This is a genomic window from Winogradskyella maritima, from assembly GCF_042650215.1.
Lineage (GTDB): Bacteria > Bacteroidota > Bacteroidia > Flavobacteriales > Flavobacteriaceae > Winogradskyella > Winogradskyella maritima.
This window is the reverse complement of the sequence record NZ_JBHSAT010000004.1, coordinates 1587894-1605730: the sequence shown is the minus strand read 5'-3', so window position 1 is coordinate 1605730 and position 17837 is coordinate 1587894. Positions and strand designations below refer to the sequence as shown.

13 protein-coding genes are annotated in these 17837 nt (G+C 39.1%); 6 read left to right on the top strand and 7 right to left on the bottom strand.

The window, feature by feature from the left end; all coding sequences use genetic code 11:
• Positions 1–45: 45 nt before the first annotated feature.
• A complete protein-coding gene (locus ACFOSX_RS08395) occupies positions 46–1662 on the bottom strand; it encodes a CTP synthase (RefSeq protein WP_386099177.1) in 1617 nt (538 codons plus the stop codon).
• A 386-nt stretch (positions 1663–2048) separates the two neighbouring features.
• Between ACFOSX_RS08395 and ACFOSX_RS08390 the strand changes: the two genes are divergently transcribed.
• Positions 2049–2663 carry a hypothetical protein gene (locus ACFOSX_RS08390; RefSeq protein ID WP_386099174.1) on the top strand — a complete coding sequence of 205 codons (615 nt, stop codon included), beginning with the start codon at positions 2049–2051 and terminating at the stop codon, positions 2661–2663.
• A gap of 24 nt (positions 2664–2687) precedes the next feature.
• Here ACFOSX_RS08390 and ACFOSX_RS08385 read toward each other — a convergent pair whose 3' ends face one another.
• The 5 genes from ACFOSX_RS08385 to bshC all read right to left on the bottom strand — a co-directional run bounded on the left by ACFOSX_RS08385 (position 2688) and on the right by bshC (position 8702).
• On the bottom strand, positions 2688–2924 hold the full coding sequence (locus tag ACFOSX_RS08385) for a DUF3820 family protein (protein WP_386099171.1): 237 nt from the start codon (positions 2922–2924) through the stop codon (positions 2688–2690).
• A 7-nt stretch (positions 2925–2931) separates the two neighbouring features.
• Entirely contained in the window at positions 2932–3483 is a 552-nt protein-coding gene (locus tag ACFOSX_RS08380; RefSeq protein ID WP_386099168.1) for a DUF922 domain-containing protein, read from the bottom strand.
• A gap of 65 nt (positions 3484–3548) precedes the next feature.
• Positions 3549–5489 carry a LysM peptidoglycan-binding domain-containing protein gene (locus tag ACFOSX_RS08375; protein WP_386099165.1) on the bottom strand — a complete coding sequence of 647 codons (1941 nt, stop codon included), beginning with the start codon at positions 5487–5489 and terminating at the stop codon, positions 3549–3551.
• A 25-nt stretch (positions 5490–5514) separates the two neighbouring features.
• Complete coding sequence (gene guaA / locus ACFOSX_RS08370) at positions 5515–7050, bottom strand: glutamine-hydrolyzing GMP synthase (protein ID WP_386099162.1); 1536 nt, start codon at positions 7048–7050, stop codon at positions 5515–5517.
• Between the two features lie 56 nt (positions 7051–7106).
• Positions 7107–8702, bottom strand: coding sequence for a bacillithiol biosynthesis cysteine-adding enzyme BshC (gene bshC, locus ACFOSX_RS08365; protein ID WP_386099159.1), 1596 nt, complete (start codon positions 8700–8702; stop codon positions 7107–7109).
• Positions 8703–8836: 134 nt separating this feature from the next.
• Between bshC and ACFOSX_RS08360 the strand changes: the two genes are divergently transcribed.
• Together ACFOSX_RS08360 and ACFOSX_RS08355 are read left to right on the top strand one after the other, a co-directional pair.
• A complete protein-coding gene (locus ACFOSX_RS08360; RefSeq protein WP_386099156.1) occupies positions 8837–11320 on the top strand; it encodes a M14 family metallopeptidase in 2484 nt (827 codons plus the stop codon).
• 123 nt (positions 11321–11443) lie between these two features.
• The gene (locus tag ACFOSX_RS08355) at positions 11444–14290 is read left to right on the top strand and encodes a M16 family metallopeptidase (protein ID WP_386099153.1); all 2847 of its coding nucleotides are present in this window, start codon (positions 11444–11446) and stop codon (positions 14288–14290) included.
• Positions 14291–14462: 172 nt separating this feature from the next.
• Here ACFOSX_RS08355 and ACFOSX_RS08350 read toward each other — a convergent pair whose 3' ends face one another.
• The gene (locus ACFOSX_RS08350) at positions 14463–14882 is read right to left on the bottom strand and encodes a nucleoside-diphosphate kinase (RefSeq protein ID WP_386099150.1); all 420 of its coding nucleotides are present in this window, start codon (positions 14880–14882) and stop codon (positions 14463–14465) included.
• Positions 14883–15000: 118 nt separating this feature from the next.
• Here ACFOSX_RS08350 and ACFOSX_RS08345 point away from each other — a divergent pair, with 118 nt between their 5' ends.
• The 3 genes from ACFOSX_RS08345 to ACFOSX_RS08335 are packed head-to-tail and all read left to right on the top strand — an operon-like array spanning position 15001 to position 17778.
• The gene (locus ACFOSX_RS08345; RefSeq protein ID WP_386099147.1) at positions 15001–16020 is read left to right on the top strand and encodes a DHH family phosphoesterase; all 1020 of its coding nucleotides are present in this window, start codon (positions 15001–15003) and stop codon (positions 16018–16020) included.
• A complete protein-coding gene (gldI, locus tag ACFOSX_RS08340) occupies positions 16017–16562 on the top strand; it encodes a gliding motility-associated peptidyl-prolyl isomerase GldI (protein ID WP_386099144.1) in 546 nt (181 codons plus the stop codon). Before ACFOSX_RS08345 ends, gldI begins: the two co-directional genes overlap by 4 nt.
• Positions 16555–17778, top strand: a complete 1224-nt coding sequence (locus ACFOSX_RS08335) for a peptidylprolyl isomerase (protein ID WP_386099141.1) — start codon at positions 16555–16557, stop codon at positions 17776–17778. Before gldI ends, ACFOSX_RS08335 begins: the two co-directional genes overlap by 8 nt.
• Positions 17779–17837: the final 59 nt, after the last annotated feature.

The following is a 17837-nucleotide window of genomic DNA, read 5'->3' as shown; positions in this document are numbered from 1 at the left end:
TCACCAAAAAACCGTCCAAAGTTAGTTTTGTGCCACTATGACATATTATTTTTTCTGTTTGTATTTATGAGCTGCTTCTACGAAGGCAATGAATAATGGATGTGGATTCGCCACAGTACTCTTGTATTCTGGATGGTATTGTACGCCGACAAACCAATCATTGGTGGGTAATTCCACAATTTCTACAAGACCTGTTTCTGGGTTGTAACCAGTAGCTTTGAGTCCTGCTTTTTCGATCTGTTCCTTATAATGGTTATTAAATTCATAACGGTGACGGTGACGTTCTTTTATTATCGAATCTTCATAAATTGACGACACAATACTCTCGTCTTCTAATTCACAATCCCACGCACCTAAACGCATGGTACCGCCCTTATCGACAACTGTTTTTTGTGATTCCATCAGGTCGATCACCGGATGTGGCGTTGTCTCATCCATTTCAGTAGAGTTGGCACCCTTTAAATTCAGGATGTTTCTAGCAAATTCTATAACGGCCATTTGCATGCCCAAACAAATCCCTAAAAATGGAATATTGTTTTCTCGCACATATCTAACGGCATCAATTTTTCCTTCTATACCACGCTCTCCAAAACCTGGCGCGACTAATACCCCGTCGAGATGTTTTAATTTTGAAGCGACATCATTTTCTGATAAAAATTCAGAATGAATAGATTCTACATTGACCCGTACTTCATTCTCCGCCCCAGCATGAATAAAGGCTTCCAATATAGATTTATAGGAATCTTGAAGCTCTACATATTTTCCGATGAGGCCTATAGTGACTTCAGATTTAGGGTTTTTATGACGCTTTAGGAATTGGTTCCAACGTTGTAAATCGGGACGCGAACTTTCCAAGCCAAGTTTATTCAAAACTACGCGGTCTAAACCTTCTTCGAGCATTAAATTGGGAACATCATAAATAGTAGACGCATCAATAGATTGAATAACCGCTTCCTTTTTAACATTACAAAAACGTGCCAGTTTAATTTTGATGCTTTCGTTTAATTCGTGCTCCGTTCTACAAACCAAAATATCGGCTTGCACACCACTTTCCATCAAAGTTTTGACGCTGTGTTGGGTAGGCTTTGTTTTTAATTCGCCTGCCGCAGAAAGATATGGTACTAAGGTTAAATGAATGACTAAGGCATTTTCTTCACCTAAATCCCATTGTAACTGACGCACTGCTTCAATATAAGGTAAGGACTCAATATCACCGACGGTACCTCCTATTTCGGTAATGATGATATCGTAATCTCCAGAATTCCCCAGAATCTGAATGCGATGTTTAATCTCATCCGTAATATGCGGAATGACTTGAACAGTCTTGCCCAAAAATTCGCCACGACGTTCTTTATCAATCACGCTTTGGTAAATACGACCAGTAGTGACATTATTGGCTTGTGACGTTGGTACGTTTAGAAAGCGCTCATAATGGCCCAAATCCAAATCAGTTTCTGCACCATCATCTGTGACATAACATTCGCCATGCTCGTAAGGATTTAACGTACCAGGATCAATGTTGATGTAAGGATCTAGTTTTTGAATAGTGGTTCGGTAACCTTGTGCTTGGAGTAATTTTGCCAGAGACGCTGCGATAATGCCTTTTCCGAGAGAAGAAGACACACCACCTGTGACAAAAATATACTTGGGATCTGTAGTCATGTTGCGCTGTTAAACGCAGGCAAATTTACGAAAATATGCGAGTTATTTAGGATATGGGAACATCAATTCCTTACAATTATCAAGAAAATATAACGTTATGAATTCCAAACCATAAACAACCGATGCAAAGCCATATTCTCTTCTGCGCAACTGGCCAACGCAAAGTTGTATATTCTAAAACTCCTCCCATATATAAAAAATTAACAACACTTTAATGGTTCAACATAAATGTCTAAGCAAAACTTAAAGTATGCGTAAAAGATAGAATAGCTTATAAAGATTTTCTTTTGGACTTGAGTTTCATTAAAAGCAGAAGCTAAACTCGTTATCAAAATGAATGAATATTATGTATTTTGGTAAGAACAAACTATTTTTAATCTATTTGAATGAGTAAACTTAGACATGTAATTCAAACACTATTTAGTATTGATACTCAAATAAAACTTCAAATCGAAACACTAAACAAGGTCTATGTAAATAAAAATTTTATAGACAAAATAAAGCACGAAGGTTTTTTTGCAGATCAGATTTCGTTTAAAAACTCTTTGGTTTCGATAATTTCTAACCATACAATCATTTCATTTTGCTCATTTTTAGAAGAATATAATAAATTCTTCTCGCCTTCTTATGTTGAAGATCATTTTTCGAGAAGAGTAAATTATATAAGAAAAAAGAACAAACCAGGGATAAAAAGGATAAATAAATGGAAAGACCTTAATGACTTTAGAAATGTTATCATCGCACATAATTTCAGAAAAAAGAAAGAATCTTTTTTCTCTACTGAATTCAAAAATTATGATTACATAATTCCTAATTCAAATTCTGAAAAAAACCTATTTTATGATATCATACACTTGATTTGTTTGAATATCAGAGATGAATTCCCTGATATCATTCTAACTATAAATCCTAAATTCAAAATGACTGATAATTTAAATATTATCGGTGAAGATATTGACAACAAAAAGGAAATAGAAGAACTTGTCAAGTTAATGCGGTGAACTTATGGATAAGCAAGTGAAAAATTATTGGCTAAAATTCCTCCGAATGGTATAAATCAATTCCTCTAAGCCATTGATTTTAATCTCGTGCATCTGTGTCATCATGCGTCCCAATTTACCATCAGGGAAGCCTTTTTGTTTAAACCAGGTGTAGTAATATTCTGGGATATCAATCAAATATTCGTCCTTGTACTTGCCAAATGGCATTTTGTAGTGGGCGAGTTCTATGAGAGCGTTTTGATTGAATTTGGGAGACTCCAAAACTAGTTTACTTCGACTTAAAAGCCTCGTATTCCTTCAATTCAGCCTTTATCTTTTTACTCCATTCGGCCTGGGCATCTTTTCTAATGGAATGATTGGTCTGGATATCATACAAAAACTGCTCTTCGTTGAGTTCTTTATTAATTTGTATTTGAAGTTCTTTCAATTCGGCTTTGATATTATCAGATAATTCCAATTCCGTAATACGCTTTCTGAATTTACGTACGTAAAGTTCCGTTAAATCAAAATGTAATTGCTCGTGAGATAATATATATGGCGTATTCGAACCCTTTTTAACCCATGATTTTTGTGGATAAAAGTAGGCCTTCACATCCGTATTGAATCCTATAATCGGCCCATTGACCACGCGTTGACGTAATGAATACCCAAATGTAATACCCGCAGAAGTCATTGCAGCCGCATCGGAGCCTGATTGTGCAGGGCGTTTAAAATCTACCCATTTTAATTTTCGGGTTTCGCGCCATTCAAAACGTTCGTCTTTGGAGCTTTGGCCGAGGCATAAAAACAATCCGGCAAGTAGAATAAGTTTAAGTTTCATAATAGTTTAATTTGGGATGTATAGCTTTAAACGTAGGGAATTCCTAATTATTTTACAAATCCGACTTACTGACCGACCGTTGTAATTCTTAGGTCATCATACTTTACAATGTAAACTGCCTCGTTAATGTAGCCTCCAAATAACTGCTTGTTATAGCGGAATTTGTTCTCTACATATTCTGTTTCCACATCACTGCTAGAGGCTTCATAGAGATTACCTTCGGTATTCGCCAATCGGAATAAAACATCCATCATAATATCAAATCCCCGTGAGGCATAACGATTTGGTCTTACTCCGTATTTGTCTTCATAGGCTTTTACAAAGGCGCCAGGATTAGCATCATCATAACTTCGGTTCACCGACGGGTATTGAAACTTAAGATTAGATAAGTGATAATTATCCACATCCTTAGATTCAAATGCGCTATTGTGATTTAAGGTAGACAACACAATTTCCTTATCGCCACTATTATGACCATTCAAAAGGCTGATGACACTTGAGGCCAGCGCCGGATTTTTAGTCTCCAAAAACACAATGGTTTTACCATCTTCAAACACGCCATCTAACGAGGTAGGGTAAATGAAGAAATTGTCTTTTCCTGATTTCTTGTCTTTTTCAGATAGTATGATTTTGGCTTTTGGGAATTCACGTTTTAGAATATCAACAGAGGCCGAATGCCCTCTATCCGCTATCAGCACTACGTTTTGTTCAAGACTGTCACGCTTCACAAAATTGAGCATTTTATCTCTTAACGTTTTGTCTGAAGGCACCGTCTGGTACACATTGCTATACACTTTCTTCGGAATGGCTACAGGTGAAATCAAAGGCACTTTGGTATCTTGAATTTCTGGCGCAAACTTGTCAAAATTATTTGCCATAAAAGGGCCAATAATAGCATCATAGCTGTTGAAATCATTTCGGTCTAATATTGAAGAAATTTCAGAAATACGGTTTTTGGTATCAAACACTTTCAAACGGGTTGAAATGCCTACCTTACTTGCAGAATCAAGAGCCATAAGCGCACCAGAATGAAAGTCTAGAGTCACCGACAATAGTCTGTCGTCCTTCATCATATCCTTAACCTCAGCAATAGAATCCATGTCTAAACGCTGTAATCTAAACGGCAACAATAAGGCAATGCGTTTAGTACTTCGGTCTTTGATGTTAAGACTTAAGTCTGTAGTATTAACACCTTCCAACTCTGGCATGTCGCCATTGATTTCATCAGGACCGTTGACTTGTATGTTGGCAGGCACTTTTAGTACCATTCCAAATTTTAAGCCACTAGCTTTTAATTCAGGATTTAGGGCTTCTAATTCGTCTTGGGTTAAGCCCAATTTTCGGTTGAGTGCCATAAAACCTTCACTCTTCAATACCGTATAGTAATTGTACTTATCGTCTTCAACAGCCTTCTCATCATTATTCGCAATGTTAGGGACGTTAATCATATCGCCTGGTTGAAGCACTTCATTCATTTTAGGGTTTAAGTCTTCTAGCTCTGGCACTGTAATCCCAAATTTATAGGCAATCCGCCATTTACCTTCACGCGGACGAACCATGTATTTTTTGATGGTATTGGTCAAGGTTTGTTGTGAAGAAACGGTCTTATAACGAGGAATTCTGATTTTATCCCCTTTTTGAAGTGGTTTGGCGTACAATTGTTTGTTTTCTCGCTTAATATCATCAATGGAAACACCGTATTGTTGCGATAAACTGAATAAGGTTTCCTTTCGCTTTACCTTATGCTTTTTATAGCCAATAACTGATTTTGTTGTTGGCTCAATAGGATTGTTCTTTACCTTAGAATTTGGAATAATCAAGGTCATGCTTTCGTTTAATCCTGCTTTAGCATCTGGGTTTAACGCCAAAATATCAAAAGGTGTCACGAGGTATTCCTTAGAAATCGTTTCAAGCGTTTCGCCAGACTTTACCTTGTGTGTTTTATAGTTTTGCGCCGAGGCCGAAAAGCCTGCGATAAACAGTAAAAGGATTAAAACGTATTTCATAGTGCTATCAATTATTTGTTGTGGACTACTCCCACTCTATAGTTGCCGGCGGTTTAGAGCTGATGTCATAGACTACTCTATTAACGCCTTTCACTTTATTTATTATTTCGTTCGAAGTTTTTTGTAAAAACTCGTAAGGCAGATTTACCCAATCTGCGGTCATTCCATCAGTGCTTTCAACAGCTCTTAGAGCCACACATTTTTCGTATGTACGCTCATCACCCATCACACCAACGCTGTTTACCGGAAGCAAAAGAGCGCCTGCCTGCCACACCTTATCGTACAATCCCCAAGACCTTAAGTTGTCTATAAAAACAGCATCGACCTCTTGTAATATACGTACTTTCTCAGGAGTTAGATCACCGAGAATACGAATCGCCAATCCAGGACCAGGAAATGGGTGTCTGCCCAATAATTTTGCGTCAATACCCATACTTGCACCAACACGCCTAACCTCATCCTTAAACAAGGATTTGAGTGGCTCCACAATTTTCAGTTTCATAAAATCGGGTAAACCTCCGACATTATGATGACTTTTTATCGTAGCACTCGGTCCTCCGGTAGCCGAGACACTTTCAATCACATCGGGATAGATGGTGCCTTGCGCCAACCATTTTACATCCTGAATACTTGTTGCCTCATCATCAAACACTTCAATGAACACACGGCCTATTGCCTTTCGTTTTTCCTCCGGATCGCTCTTCCCTGCCAAAGCATCCAAAAAGCGTGCCGAAGCATCTACACCTTTTACGTTAAGGCCCATGCCTTCGTATTGTTTGAGGACGTCTGTAAATTCATTTTTACGCAACAAACCGTTATTGACAAAAATACAATAGAGGTTTTTGCCAATAGCTTTATGCAACAACATCGCCGCCACGGAGGAATCGACGCCGCCAGACAAACCAAGGACAACTTTATCGTTACCTAATTTTTCTTTTAGTCCGTCTACCGTTTCTTCCACAAAGGATTGTGGTGTCCAATCCGGATTGACTCCTGCGATTTTTACCAAAAAGTTTTCGAGTAATAATTTACCATCTGTTGAATGATACACTTCTGGATGAAATTGAATAGCATAGGTAGTTTCACCTTCAATTTTATATGCTGCATTTTCAACATCATGTGTGCTGGCAATTAATTTCCCACCAGATGGCAAGGTTTTAATAGTGTCACTATGGCTCATCCATACTTGACTCCCTTCAGAAATACCAGTTAAAAAGGGTTCGTCTTGGTCAACAAAAGCTAAATTAGCACGACCATATTCTCGCGTGTTTGATGAGGCCACTTCACCATCATTAAAATGTGCCAAATACTGTGCGCCATAACAAACGCCTAAAAGAGGCTTTTTACCTTTTATTTTTGAAAGCTCAGGATGTAGGGCTTCTTCTGACCGCACAGAAACCGGGCTCCCCGAAAGAATAACCGCTTTATAGTCCTCTATCGCCGTTGGAATTTTATTGAATGGATGGATCTCACTGTAGATATTGAGTTCCCTTACACGGCGCGCAATCAGTTGTGTGTATTGCGAGCCAAAATCTAAGATTAAAACTTTGTCGTGTTGCATGCACAAAAATAAAGATTGGGCATAATATATCTAAACAACTACAAGAACTTTTTAAATCAAATTGTCAACACTGTAAATTCCCCTTTTAAAGGTTCTAAATCTTGAAGTAACCTCTCAATCAATCCTTCGCCAAACTCGAGATACAATTCTGAAAAATTGGTATTCCGTTCTTGAAGGCTTTGGTTAGGAAAGAGCTGTTCTTGGATATCGGTCATTCGGCCAACCTCATCGGCCAATTTTTTCTTTTGGGCTTTGAGCAATCGTTTTTCCAAATGCTCCAAACCTTTGAGTTGCTTTACTTCCTGTGCTTTTACGGCACCGATGAAGGATTTATCGGTCTGCTCCGCTAAATCATACATTGCTTTAAACTGTTCTTGCAAATGGTCTTTTTGGTCTGAAAAATCGATATCAATATTTGAAATCTGGCGTACTTTTTTATTGATAAACTGTTCGCGCTTCAGAAAAATATCTTTTGTTGATATATTCAGATTTTCAAGCTTTTGGGCTTGTTTCTTGGTTTTAATCAACACTGAATTCCGAAGCAACAACATAGGAAACGTAACATTATGGCTTTCAAAACTACGCTTCAATTGAAACCAATAAGCCAATTCGCCTCCACCGCCAATGTAGCAGAGATTTGGCAGAATAACTTCTTGATACAACGGACGCATGATTACGTTCGGTGAAAAACGCTCTGGTGCTTGGTTGAGATGAGCTATTAAATCCTTATCATTCCAATGGATATCCGTATTATTGACTTTGAACATATCATCTTCAAAAACTATCCGCTCTCTAAGTCCATCATGGATATAAAACAAATTGATTTCCCGAGGATTCACCTGAATGCCATAATCCAATTCTTCAAGCGTTGTATTCGTCTCCAAAACATCTTTATAGCTGGATTGTTCCAACAACTCTTTTTCCATATTCGGAATAAAGAGATGCTTTAAATCGCGGTCATCGGCATCTAAAATTACTAATCCATGCTTTCCGAATAAGGCATTCGCTAAATAGCGCGTGGCGTCCGCCAAGTTTTTATGCTCCAAATAAGCACTTTTGAAAAGCGATTTTAATTCGTTGGCATAATTTCCTGGTCCAAAGGCCTCTTCAACCACAGCATAAACCTCGGCCAAGCCTTCGGTATTGAATCGTCCAACGGCTCCTGTCTGTTGACTGTTCCAACGGATTTTGGTGCCTTTAAAATTGAAGTAATTGATTTCTTCAAAATCATGGTCTTCCGTCGCCATCCAATATACAGGGACGAAATGATGCGCCGGATAAGCCTCAGACAATTGCTTCGCCAAATTAATGGTAGACACTATTTTATGAAGGAAATACAACGGTCCAGTAAACAGATTCAACTGATGACCCGTAGTAACGGTAAAGGTGTTTTTATCTTTTAAAGATTGAATATTTGTCGCTGTGCCTTCAGACGTTTCAAGAGATGAATACTGTTTTAAAAGTACTTCCGAAAGCACCTTTCGACCTTCAGATTGAAATGTTTTGGATTTTTCTTCAAGCTGAAGTTTAAAATTTTCCAAAGTCGGAAAATGCCCGTAAAGCCTTTTTAATTCTGGCTTAGCATCGAGATAATCACATATAAAGTCTGAAAAGTAGTTGGTGGTCCTAAACGGAATACATTCAGTCGGCATAAATTGGTTTTAAAGGCATAAAGATAATTCAACAGCGCATTCTATCTGCTAATTTTTAGTTAATTCAATAAGTCATGAATAAAAATTGAACAGGACGTATTATATTTACTAGCTACGAACTAAACTCAACCAGCATGCGCAAAATTTGCACTTTCCTCTTCGTCGTAATGGGGACCATTTCTTTAGCATTTTCACAGAATTTACAATCGCCTTCAGAATTTTTGGGCTATGATATTGGTACGCAATTTAGCAGACACCATCAGGTGGTGGATTATTTTCAACATGTGGCTTCGGCATTTCCAAATCAGGTAAAGCTAGAAAAATACGGACAAACCAACGAGCGACGTCCTTTGTATTTGGCGGTGATTTCTTCCGAAGAAAACATAGCAAATATTGAAAGCATAAGAGATAACCATCTTAAAAATGCTGGACTTTCAGACGGAACTGCATCAACGCCAGATGTAGCTATGGTCTGGTTAAGTTATAACGTGCATGGCAATGAAGCCTCGAGCACGGAAGCCTCTATGTTGACCTTATACAAACTGCTGACCGAAAAGCAAGATTGGTTAAAAAATACGGTGGTTATTATTGACCCGTGTATTAACCCAGACGGGCGCGACCGCTACGTCAACTGGTTTAACAAAACCGCAAGTCAGCCTTACGATATCGACCCCCAAGCGAGCGAACACAACGAGCCTTGGCCGGGCGGACGCCCCAATCACTATTTATTTGATTTGAATCGTGATTGGGCTTGGGCATCACAAGTTGAAAGTGCTCAACGTTTAAAAGCCTATAACAAATGGATGCCTCATATTCATGTGGATTTTCATGAACAAGGCATTAATGAACCCTATTATTTTGCGCCTGCGGCGGAACCCTTCCATGAAATCATCACGGATTTTCAGCGCGATTTTCAAACCGAAATCGGAAAAAACCACGCCAAATATTTTGATGAAGAAGGCTGGTTATTCTTTACACGTGAGCGTTTCGATTTGTTTTATCCAAGTTATGGCGACACCTACCCGACCTATATGGGTGCAATCGGTATGACCTATGAGCAAGGCGGTCATGGCCGTGCAGGACTAGGTATTTTAAATGATGAAGGCCATGTATTGACTTTGGTAGAGCGTTTAACGCATCATACCACTACAGGACTATCCACGGTTGAAATTGCCTCACAAAATACAGAGCGTCTAAATACCGAATTTTCAAAATTCTTTGATAACAGAAATTTAAAATACAAGAGCTACGTTCTTCAAGGCAATGCTAAAAAAATTGAAAGTTTAAAGGCGCTTTTAGATAAACACGAAATACGTTACGGAAGCCCAGATAAAGGCCGTGTTTCTGGCTATCATTATGGCACAGGCAAACAAGGTAATCTTGATGCTACAATTAATGATTTGGTCATTCCCACCAATCAGCCTAAAGGTAAAATGATTAAAGTATTGTTTGAACCAGATGCCAAACTGAGCGATTCGCTAACCTATGATATTACGGCGTGGTCCTTACCGTATGCCTATGGCTTAAACGCTGTGGCGAGTACGTCAGTGGTTGGGCTTTCAAAATTCGATACAGAAGTTGTGGGTAAAACGGTTCCATCAGCATATGGCTATGTTTCGGAATGGAACAGTTTAGATGATGCACAATTCTTAACGGCTTTATTGAAAGAAGATATAAGAGTACGCTTTACTGAAAAACCATTCACAAGCAATGGAAAATCATTTAGCCGAGGTTCACTAATCATTACCAAAGGGGACAATGGTCATTTGGATGATTTCTTGGAAAAATTCAATACGGTATTGATTGAGCAAAAGCATCAGGTTAGTGTTATCAACTCAGGATTTTCAACCACAACGCCAGATATCGGTTCGCCTGATATTAAACTCGTAAATCCGCAAAAAGTCGCCATGCTTTCCGGTGAAGGTACGTCTTCATTAAGTTATGGTGCGCTTTGGCATTTCTTTGAACAGCAATTACACTATCCTGTCACCTCAATTAATACCGACAATTTTAGTCGGGTTGATTTGAATAAATACAACGTCCTCATTATGCCAAGCGGGTACTATGGACGTATCTTGAATGAGAGTGGTATGAAAAAATTGAAAGACTGGGTGAGACAAGGTGGTAAAGTCATCGCTATTGACCGTGCATTGAGTTCCTTTGCAGGAAAAGATGGTTTTGATTTGGGTTACAAATCATCGGACGATGAGGAGTCTGAAAGCAACAACCTCCTCTCCTACGCTGAGCGCGAGCGTGACTATGCCAATGACCTTATCACAGGTGCCATTTTTAAAACCAAGGTAGATAATACGCATCCTATGGCTTTTGGCTATGGAAACGATTACTTCACGCTTAAATTGGGAAGCTCAGCCTACAAATTATTAAACAGTGGTTACAATGTAGCGCATATTGATGATACTAAGGTGTATTCTGGTTTTGCTGGTCGTCGCGCCGTAAAAAAACTAGACGATACCCTAGTCTTTGGTGAAGAGCGCAATGGTAGTGGTAGCTTTATCTATTTTGTAGATGATGTCATGTTCCGAAGCTTCTGGGAAAATGGAAAACTCTTCTTTGTAAACTCAATTTTCTTTGTAAATAATAATGCATTTGAATTGTAGAGTTGCGAGTCGTTAGCTGTGAGTCGTTAGACATAAAACGCATAACACTTTACGACTAAACAAAAAACGACTAAACAAAAAACGACTCAACGACATACAACAAACAACTAAATAACATCAATCATGAAAGCATTTAAAACCTTACTCCTAGTCTTTCTAGCCCTAGGTTTAACATCTTGTAACGATGAACAATCATCTAAATCAGAAACACAAGACTTCAAGGTCGATTATGAAACCTTTACGTTAGACAATGGTTTAAAAGTCATACTGCATGTAGACCGTTCCGATCCAGTGGCCGCAGTTGCTTTAACAGCGCATGTCGGTTCAGCAAGAGAAAAAGAAGGACGGACAGGTTTCGCCCATTTATTTGAGCATCTTCTGTTTTTAGAATCAGAAAATCTAGGTAAAGGTGGCCTCGACAAAATGAGTGCGCGCATCGGTGGCTCCGGCGCCAATGGGTCTACGAGTAGAGATAGAACCAATTATTTTCAAACCGTGCCGATTGATGCTTTAGAGAAAATGATTTGGGCAGAAGCCGATAAGTTGGGGTACTTCATCAATACCGTGACCGAACCCGTTTTGGCCAAGGAAAAGCAAGTGGTTAAAAACGAAAAACGCCAATCCGTAGACAACAGACCATACGGTCATAATTCCATGGTCGTCAATAAAAATTTATACCCAAAAGGACACCCATACAGCTGGACGGTGATTGGGTCTTTGGAAGACCTTCAGAATGCAACCCTTCAGGATGTCAAAGACTTTTACAATAAATGGTATGTGCCAAACAATGTGATATTGACCGTTGCTGGGGACATAGATGTAGAACAAACCAAAACTTGGGTTAAGAAATATTTTAATGAAATCCCAAGAGGTGAAGATATTGCTACCTTAGAGAAGCAACCTGTCAATCTTAAAGAGTCTAAGCGTTTATATTACGAAGACAACTTCGCAAGAGCGCCTCGATTAAACATGGTGTGGCCAACGGTACACCAATACCACCCAGACTCTTATGCCTTGCGTGTACTTTCAGAATATTTAACGGAAGGCAAAAAAGCGCCAATGAACAAAGTGCTGGTTGAAGAGCAAAAGTTGACAAGTAACGTAGGTATGTTCAATTCTACGTCAGAATTAGCAGGCGAATTGTATTTAACAGTAACGGCTTTTGACCAAGTTGAATTGAACGATGTTGCAAAAGCCATAAACGAAGCCTTCGAAGATTTTGAAATCAATGGTATTTCCGAAGAAGACTTAGCCCGAATAAAAGCAGGACAAGAAACCAACTTCTATAACGGTTTATCCAGTGTTTTAGGAAAAGGCTTTCAATTGGCACAATACGAAATCTTTGCAGGCGACCCAGGCTACATCAATGAAGATGTCAAAAAAATATTAGCCGTAACGCCAGAGGATGTGATGCGCGTTTACGAAACCTACATCAAAGACAAAAATTACGTCGCAACGAGCTTTGTACCAAAAGGTCAAAAGAACTTGATTTTAGATAATTCAGCCTTAGCTGAAGTTGTGGAAGAAGAAATTGTTGAAGGCGCAGAAGAAACTTTTGATGCGTCTATCGTTGCAGAATATGAGCGTACGCCGTCATCGTTTGATAGAACCATTGAGCCAAACTATGGCCAAAGCCCAGATTTAAAAGTGCCTGAGGTTTGGACGGCTGATTTAGATTCTGGTTTAAAAGTCTTTGGTATTGAAAACGATGAAGTGCCCTTGGTACAATTTCAAATTCAGATGGATGGTGGTTTACTTTTTGAAACTAAAGATAAAGTAGGTGTCTCTAACCTTTTGGCCAGACTCATGACCAAGGGCACAAAGAACAAAACGGTCGAAGCCTTGGAAAACGAAATCAATATGCTTGGTGCCAATATCAATGCGTTTGCTGGGGATGACGCCATTTATATTTCAGGAAATACCTTGGCTAAGAATTTTGATAAAACTATGGCTTTGGTATCAGAACTATTTCTGGAACCAAGATGGGATGAAACCGAATTCGAGCTTATAAAAAGTAGTGTCATCAGCGGAATCCAACGTCAAGCGGCCAATCCCAATACCATTGCTGCCAATACATTTTCAAAAATCCTCTATGGCGAAAACAACATTTTGGCATACAATAATTCAGGTACCGAAGAATCTGTAGGAAACATTACCATGGAGGACCTAAAAGCCTATTACAAAAACAACCTTAGCCCTACTTTAGCGAAGGTTCATGTGGTAGGTGACATCGATGAAAGTGACGTAGTGAAAAGTCTAGAGCGTTTAAATACTGAATGGGAAGCTAAAGACATTAAAATCCCTGAATTACCACCGATGCCAAAAGTGGAGACTTCAAAAGTCTATTTCTATGACGTCCCTAATGCCAAACAATCCATAATCAATTTTGGATATCCAGGCCCAAAGGTCACCGATGAAGATTACTATCCAACGACAGTAATGAATTACAGATTGGGGGGTGGTAGTTTTGCGTCTCAACTCACGCAACAGTTGCGTGAAGGAAAGGGTTATACTTACGGTATTGGTTCTAGATTCTCAGGTAATGATCTTACGGGAAGCTTTAGGATAAATTCTGGAGTACGTTCTAATGTTACTTATGAATCATCTGCCTTAGTGAAAGAGATTATGGAGAATTATGGCAAAAATTACGACTCAACGGATTTAGCCGTGACCAAAGGCTTTATGGTGAAGAGTAATGCCCGAGCTTTTGAAACACTTGGCGCTAAATTGAATATGCTATCTAACATCAGTAACTACGGATTTGACACCGATTATGCCAAACAACGTGAAGCCATTGTTAAAGCCATGACCGTTGAGGATATTAAAGCACTAGCAGAAAAATATATCAATCCAGACCAAATGATTTACGTTGTGGTTGGTGATGCCAAAACCCAACTCGACAAGTTAAAACAGCTTGGTTTTGGGGAGCCAATTTTGGTTAATCCAAAGTTGGAAGGGCTGGATCAATAGTAGGTTTACGTATAAATAAGATTGACAAACACCCCTAAAGTCCCCTCAAGGGGACAATCCACATAATTTGAATTGAACTATTGTCCCCTTGAGGGGACTTTAGGGGTGTAAACTAAAAAATCCGATGTGATGCATCGGATTTTTTCTATAAACTGTAAACCTAAAGATCGGTTTAGAACATATCGCGTCCTGCAAAGTGGAATGCACCTTCAATAGCCGCATTCTCATCACTATCACTTCCGTGTACTGCATTTTCACCGATAGATGCCGCATATAATTTACGGATGGTCCCTTCGGCCGCATCAGCAGGATTTGTAGCCCCAATTAAAGTTCTAAAATCTTCAACCGCGTTATCTTTTTCTAAGATAGCTGCAACAATAGGACCTCTGGTCATATACTCTACCAACTCCCCAAAGAATGGACGCTCACTGTGGATAGCGTAAAATTCCTTAGCGTCAGCCGCTGTCATTTGTGTCAATTTCATTGCTACGATTCTAAATCCTGCAGCATTGATTTTTTCTAATATTGCGCCGATGTGTCCTTTTTCAACAGCATCTGGCTTTAACATTGTAAATGTTCTGTTAGTTGCCATGTTTAATTGTTTTCGTGTTTTAACCGAATTTTGGCCTCGGTAAATTCCGTGCAAAAGTAATGCATTTCTTCGATTAATCAAGTCCCCAAACTCCTAAAATATTGTATCTTCGTCAGCTATGACAAATGAGACTATAGACGGCATAAAAGCGCTATTAAACACGCCTAAACAGATTGCCATTATTCCACATAAAAACCCAGATGGTGATGCTATTGGTTCCACGTTAGCATTGTTCCATTATTTGAATACCCTAGGCCATAGCTGTACCGTTATTGCACCAAATGATTATCCTAATTTCCTGAAATGGATCCCTGGTGAAGCTTCGATTTTGAAGTTTGAAAGTGATTCAGAAAATGCAACAAACCTTTTAAATAAAGCAGAGGTCATTTTTACTTTGGATTTTAATTCTTTAAGTCGCGTTGGCGATGATATGGGTTCAGTTTTAGAACAGACCGATGCCATAAAAGTGATGATTGACCATCACCAGCAACCGGATGATTATGCCAAATACATGTATTCCGACGTGTCCATGTCATCAACCTGCGAAATGGTCTATAATTTTATTGACTTTTTAGGCGACTCGGATAAAATTGATGCTACAATTGCCACCTGTTTGTATGTTGGAATTATGACGGATACGGGTTCGTTTCGCTTTCCGGCGACGACTGAGAAAACCCATCGTGTTATTGCTCATTTAATCGAAAAAGGGGCGGACAATTCTGAAATTCACAACAACATTTACGACACCAATAGTTACAGCAGGCTTCAATTGCTGGGTTGTGCCCTTCAGAATTTAAAGGTAATTCCAGAATTAAAAACAGCTTATATTACCTTGTCCCAAAACGAATTGGATCAATTCAAATTTAAAAAGGGAGACACCGAAGGCTTTGTCAATTATGCCTTGTCACTAGAGGGCATCATTTTCGCGGCCATATTTATTGAGAATAAGCAAGACGATATTATTAAGATTTCATTGCGAAGTAAAGGGGACTTTTCGGTCAATGAATTTTCTAGGGCACACTTTAGTGGCGGTGGCCATACCAACGCAGCAGGCGGTAAAAGCGACTTAAACCTACAAGACACAGTTGACAATTTTATTAGTATATTGGACGCTTACAAATCAGATTTGTCCCAATGAAAAATCTAGTCATCATACTTTTAGTCTCTCTAGTTTCGTTTGGTTGTAAGACTAATGAAGCCAGAAAGCCCCTATCTACAAAGTCAGGTTCTTACATTAAAGAATCCGCAAAACTCAACAAAAAATTAGTGGAGCAAGAACGTGCTACTATAGAAGCATTTATCTCCCAACAGTCTGACAAACAATTTATTGCTTCAGAAAACGGGTTTTGGTATAGCTATGACACCAAGGTTGAACAAGATACCATAAAAGCAGATTTCGGCGACACCATTAATTTTGATTACAACCTTAAACACCTCAACGGAGAAACCATATACAGTAAAGCGTCTATCGGAAATCGAGATTACGTGATGGAAAAAGAAATACTTTTCACAGGATTGCGCGAAGGCTTAAAACTCATGAAACCTGGCGAAGACGTTACCTTTGTGTTTCCATCCTATACCGCTTATGGCTATTATGGCGATGACAAAAAAATAGGCACCAATGTGCCACTGATTAGCGAAGTAACATTAAACTCAATAACCCAAAACAACAATGATTAAACGTATTTTATTACCCTTAGCGTTAGTAATTCTATTAGGCTATACCACTTCTTGCAAAACCCAATACCAAGATTTGGATGATGGTCTTTATGCCGAATTTGTGACCACTAAGGACACCATGATTGCCAAATTATTTTATGATAAGGTACCGCTTACTGTAGCAAATTTCGTGGCTTTGGCCGAGGGAACTCACCCACTAGCCGAAGAACAATATAAAGGAAAACCATTTTATGATGGACTAACATTTCACCGCGTCATGGATCAGTTTATGATTCAGGGTGGGGACCCTACCGGAACTGGTTCAGGAACTCCCGGCTACCGTTTTACCGCTGATTTTGACCCAGACTTAAAGCACGACAAACCGGGTATTCTTTCTATGGCGAATTCTGGAGGTATGGATACCAATGGAAGTCAATTTTTTATTACTGAAGTCCCTTATCCAAGTCTAGATGCTTTTGATGCAGAGGGGAACATGAAAAACTGTGGCGCACCTCGTGTAAGTTGCCATTCTGTTTTTGGGGAATTGGTCAAAGGTATTGAGGTACAAGATGCTATTTCTAATGTCCAAGTTGGTGCACGTAACAAACCAGTAGAAGATGTTGTGATTACGAAATTGAACATCATCAGAATCGGTTCTGATGCCAAAAAATTTGATGCCGCCGAAGTCTTTAACGAACAATTACCTTTAGTTGAAGGTAAGATTGAAGCCATAAAAGAAGAACAACGTGCCAAAGCTGAAGCTGAGCAAAAAGCCAAGGAAGAAAAAATCAAGGAAGCTGCAGCTACCTTTAAGCCAACAATTGATGACTACAAATCTAAAGCGAAAACTACAGAGTCTGGGATGCAATATTATACCTTGAAAGAAGGAACTGGACCAAAACCAAAAACAGGTGAATCCGTAATGGTGAATTATGAAGGTTATTTTGCTGACGGTCGTATTTTAGATAGTAATGTGAAGTCTGTTGAGGAACGTTATGGTGCTGTAAACCCTATGAAAGAACAGCGTGGCATGTACGCTCCGACACCGATGACAATTAGCCCAGACGCACCATTGTTTGCAGGGTTTAAGGAAGCCTTAGCTTCTATGAAAATTGGAGAAAAGACCTTTTTCTACTTCCCGTCCCATATTGCTTATGGCGAAAGTGGACGAGCACCATTAGTGGCTCCAAATACCGATTTAGCCTTTATTATTGAATTGGTTGAAATGGCGAAATAAGTCAAATAGATTTAAGATAGATAAAAAATGCCTCGCAGATTGCGAGGCATTTTTTTGCG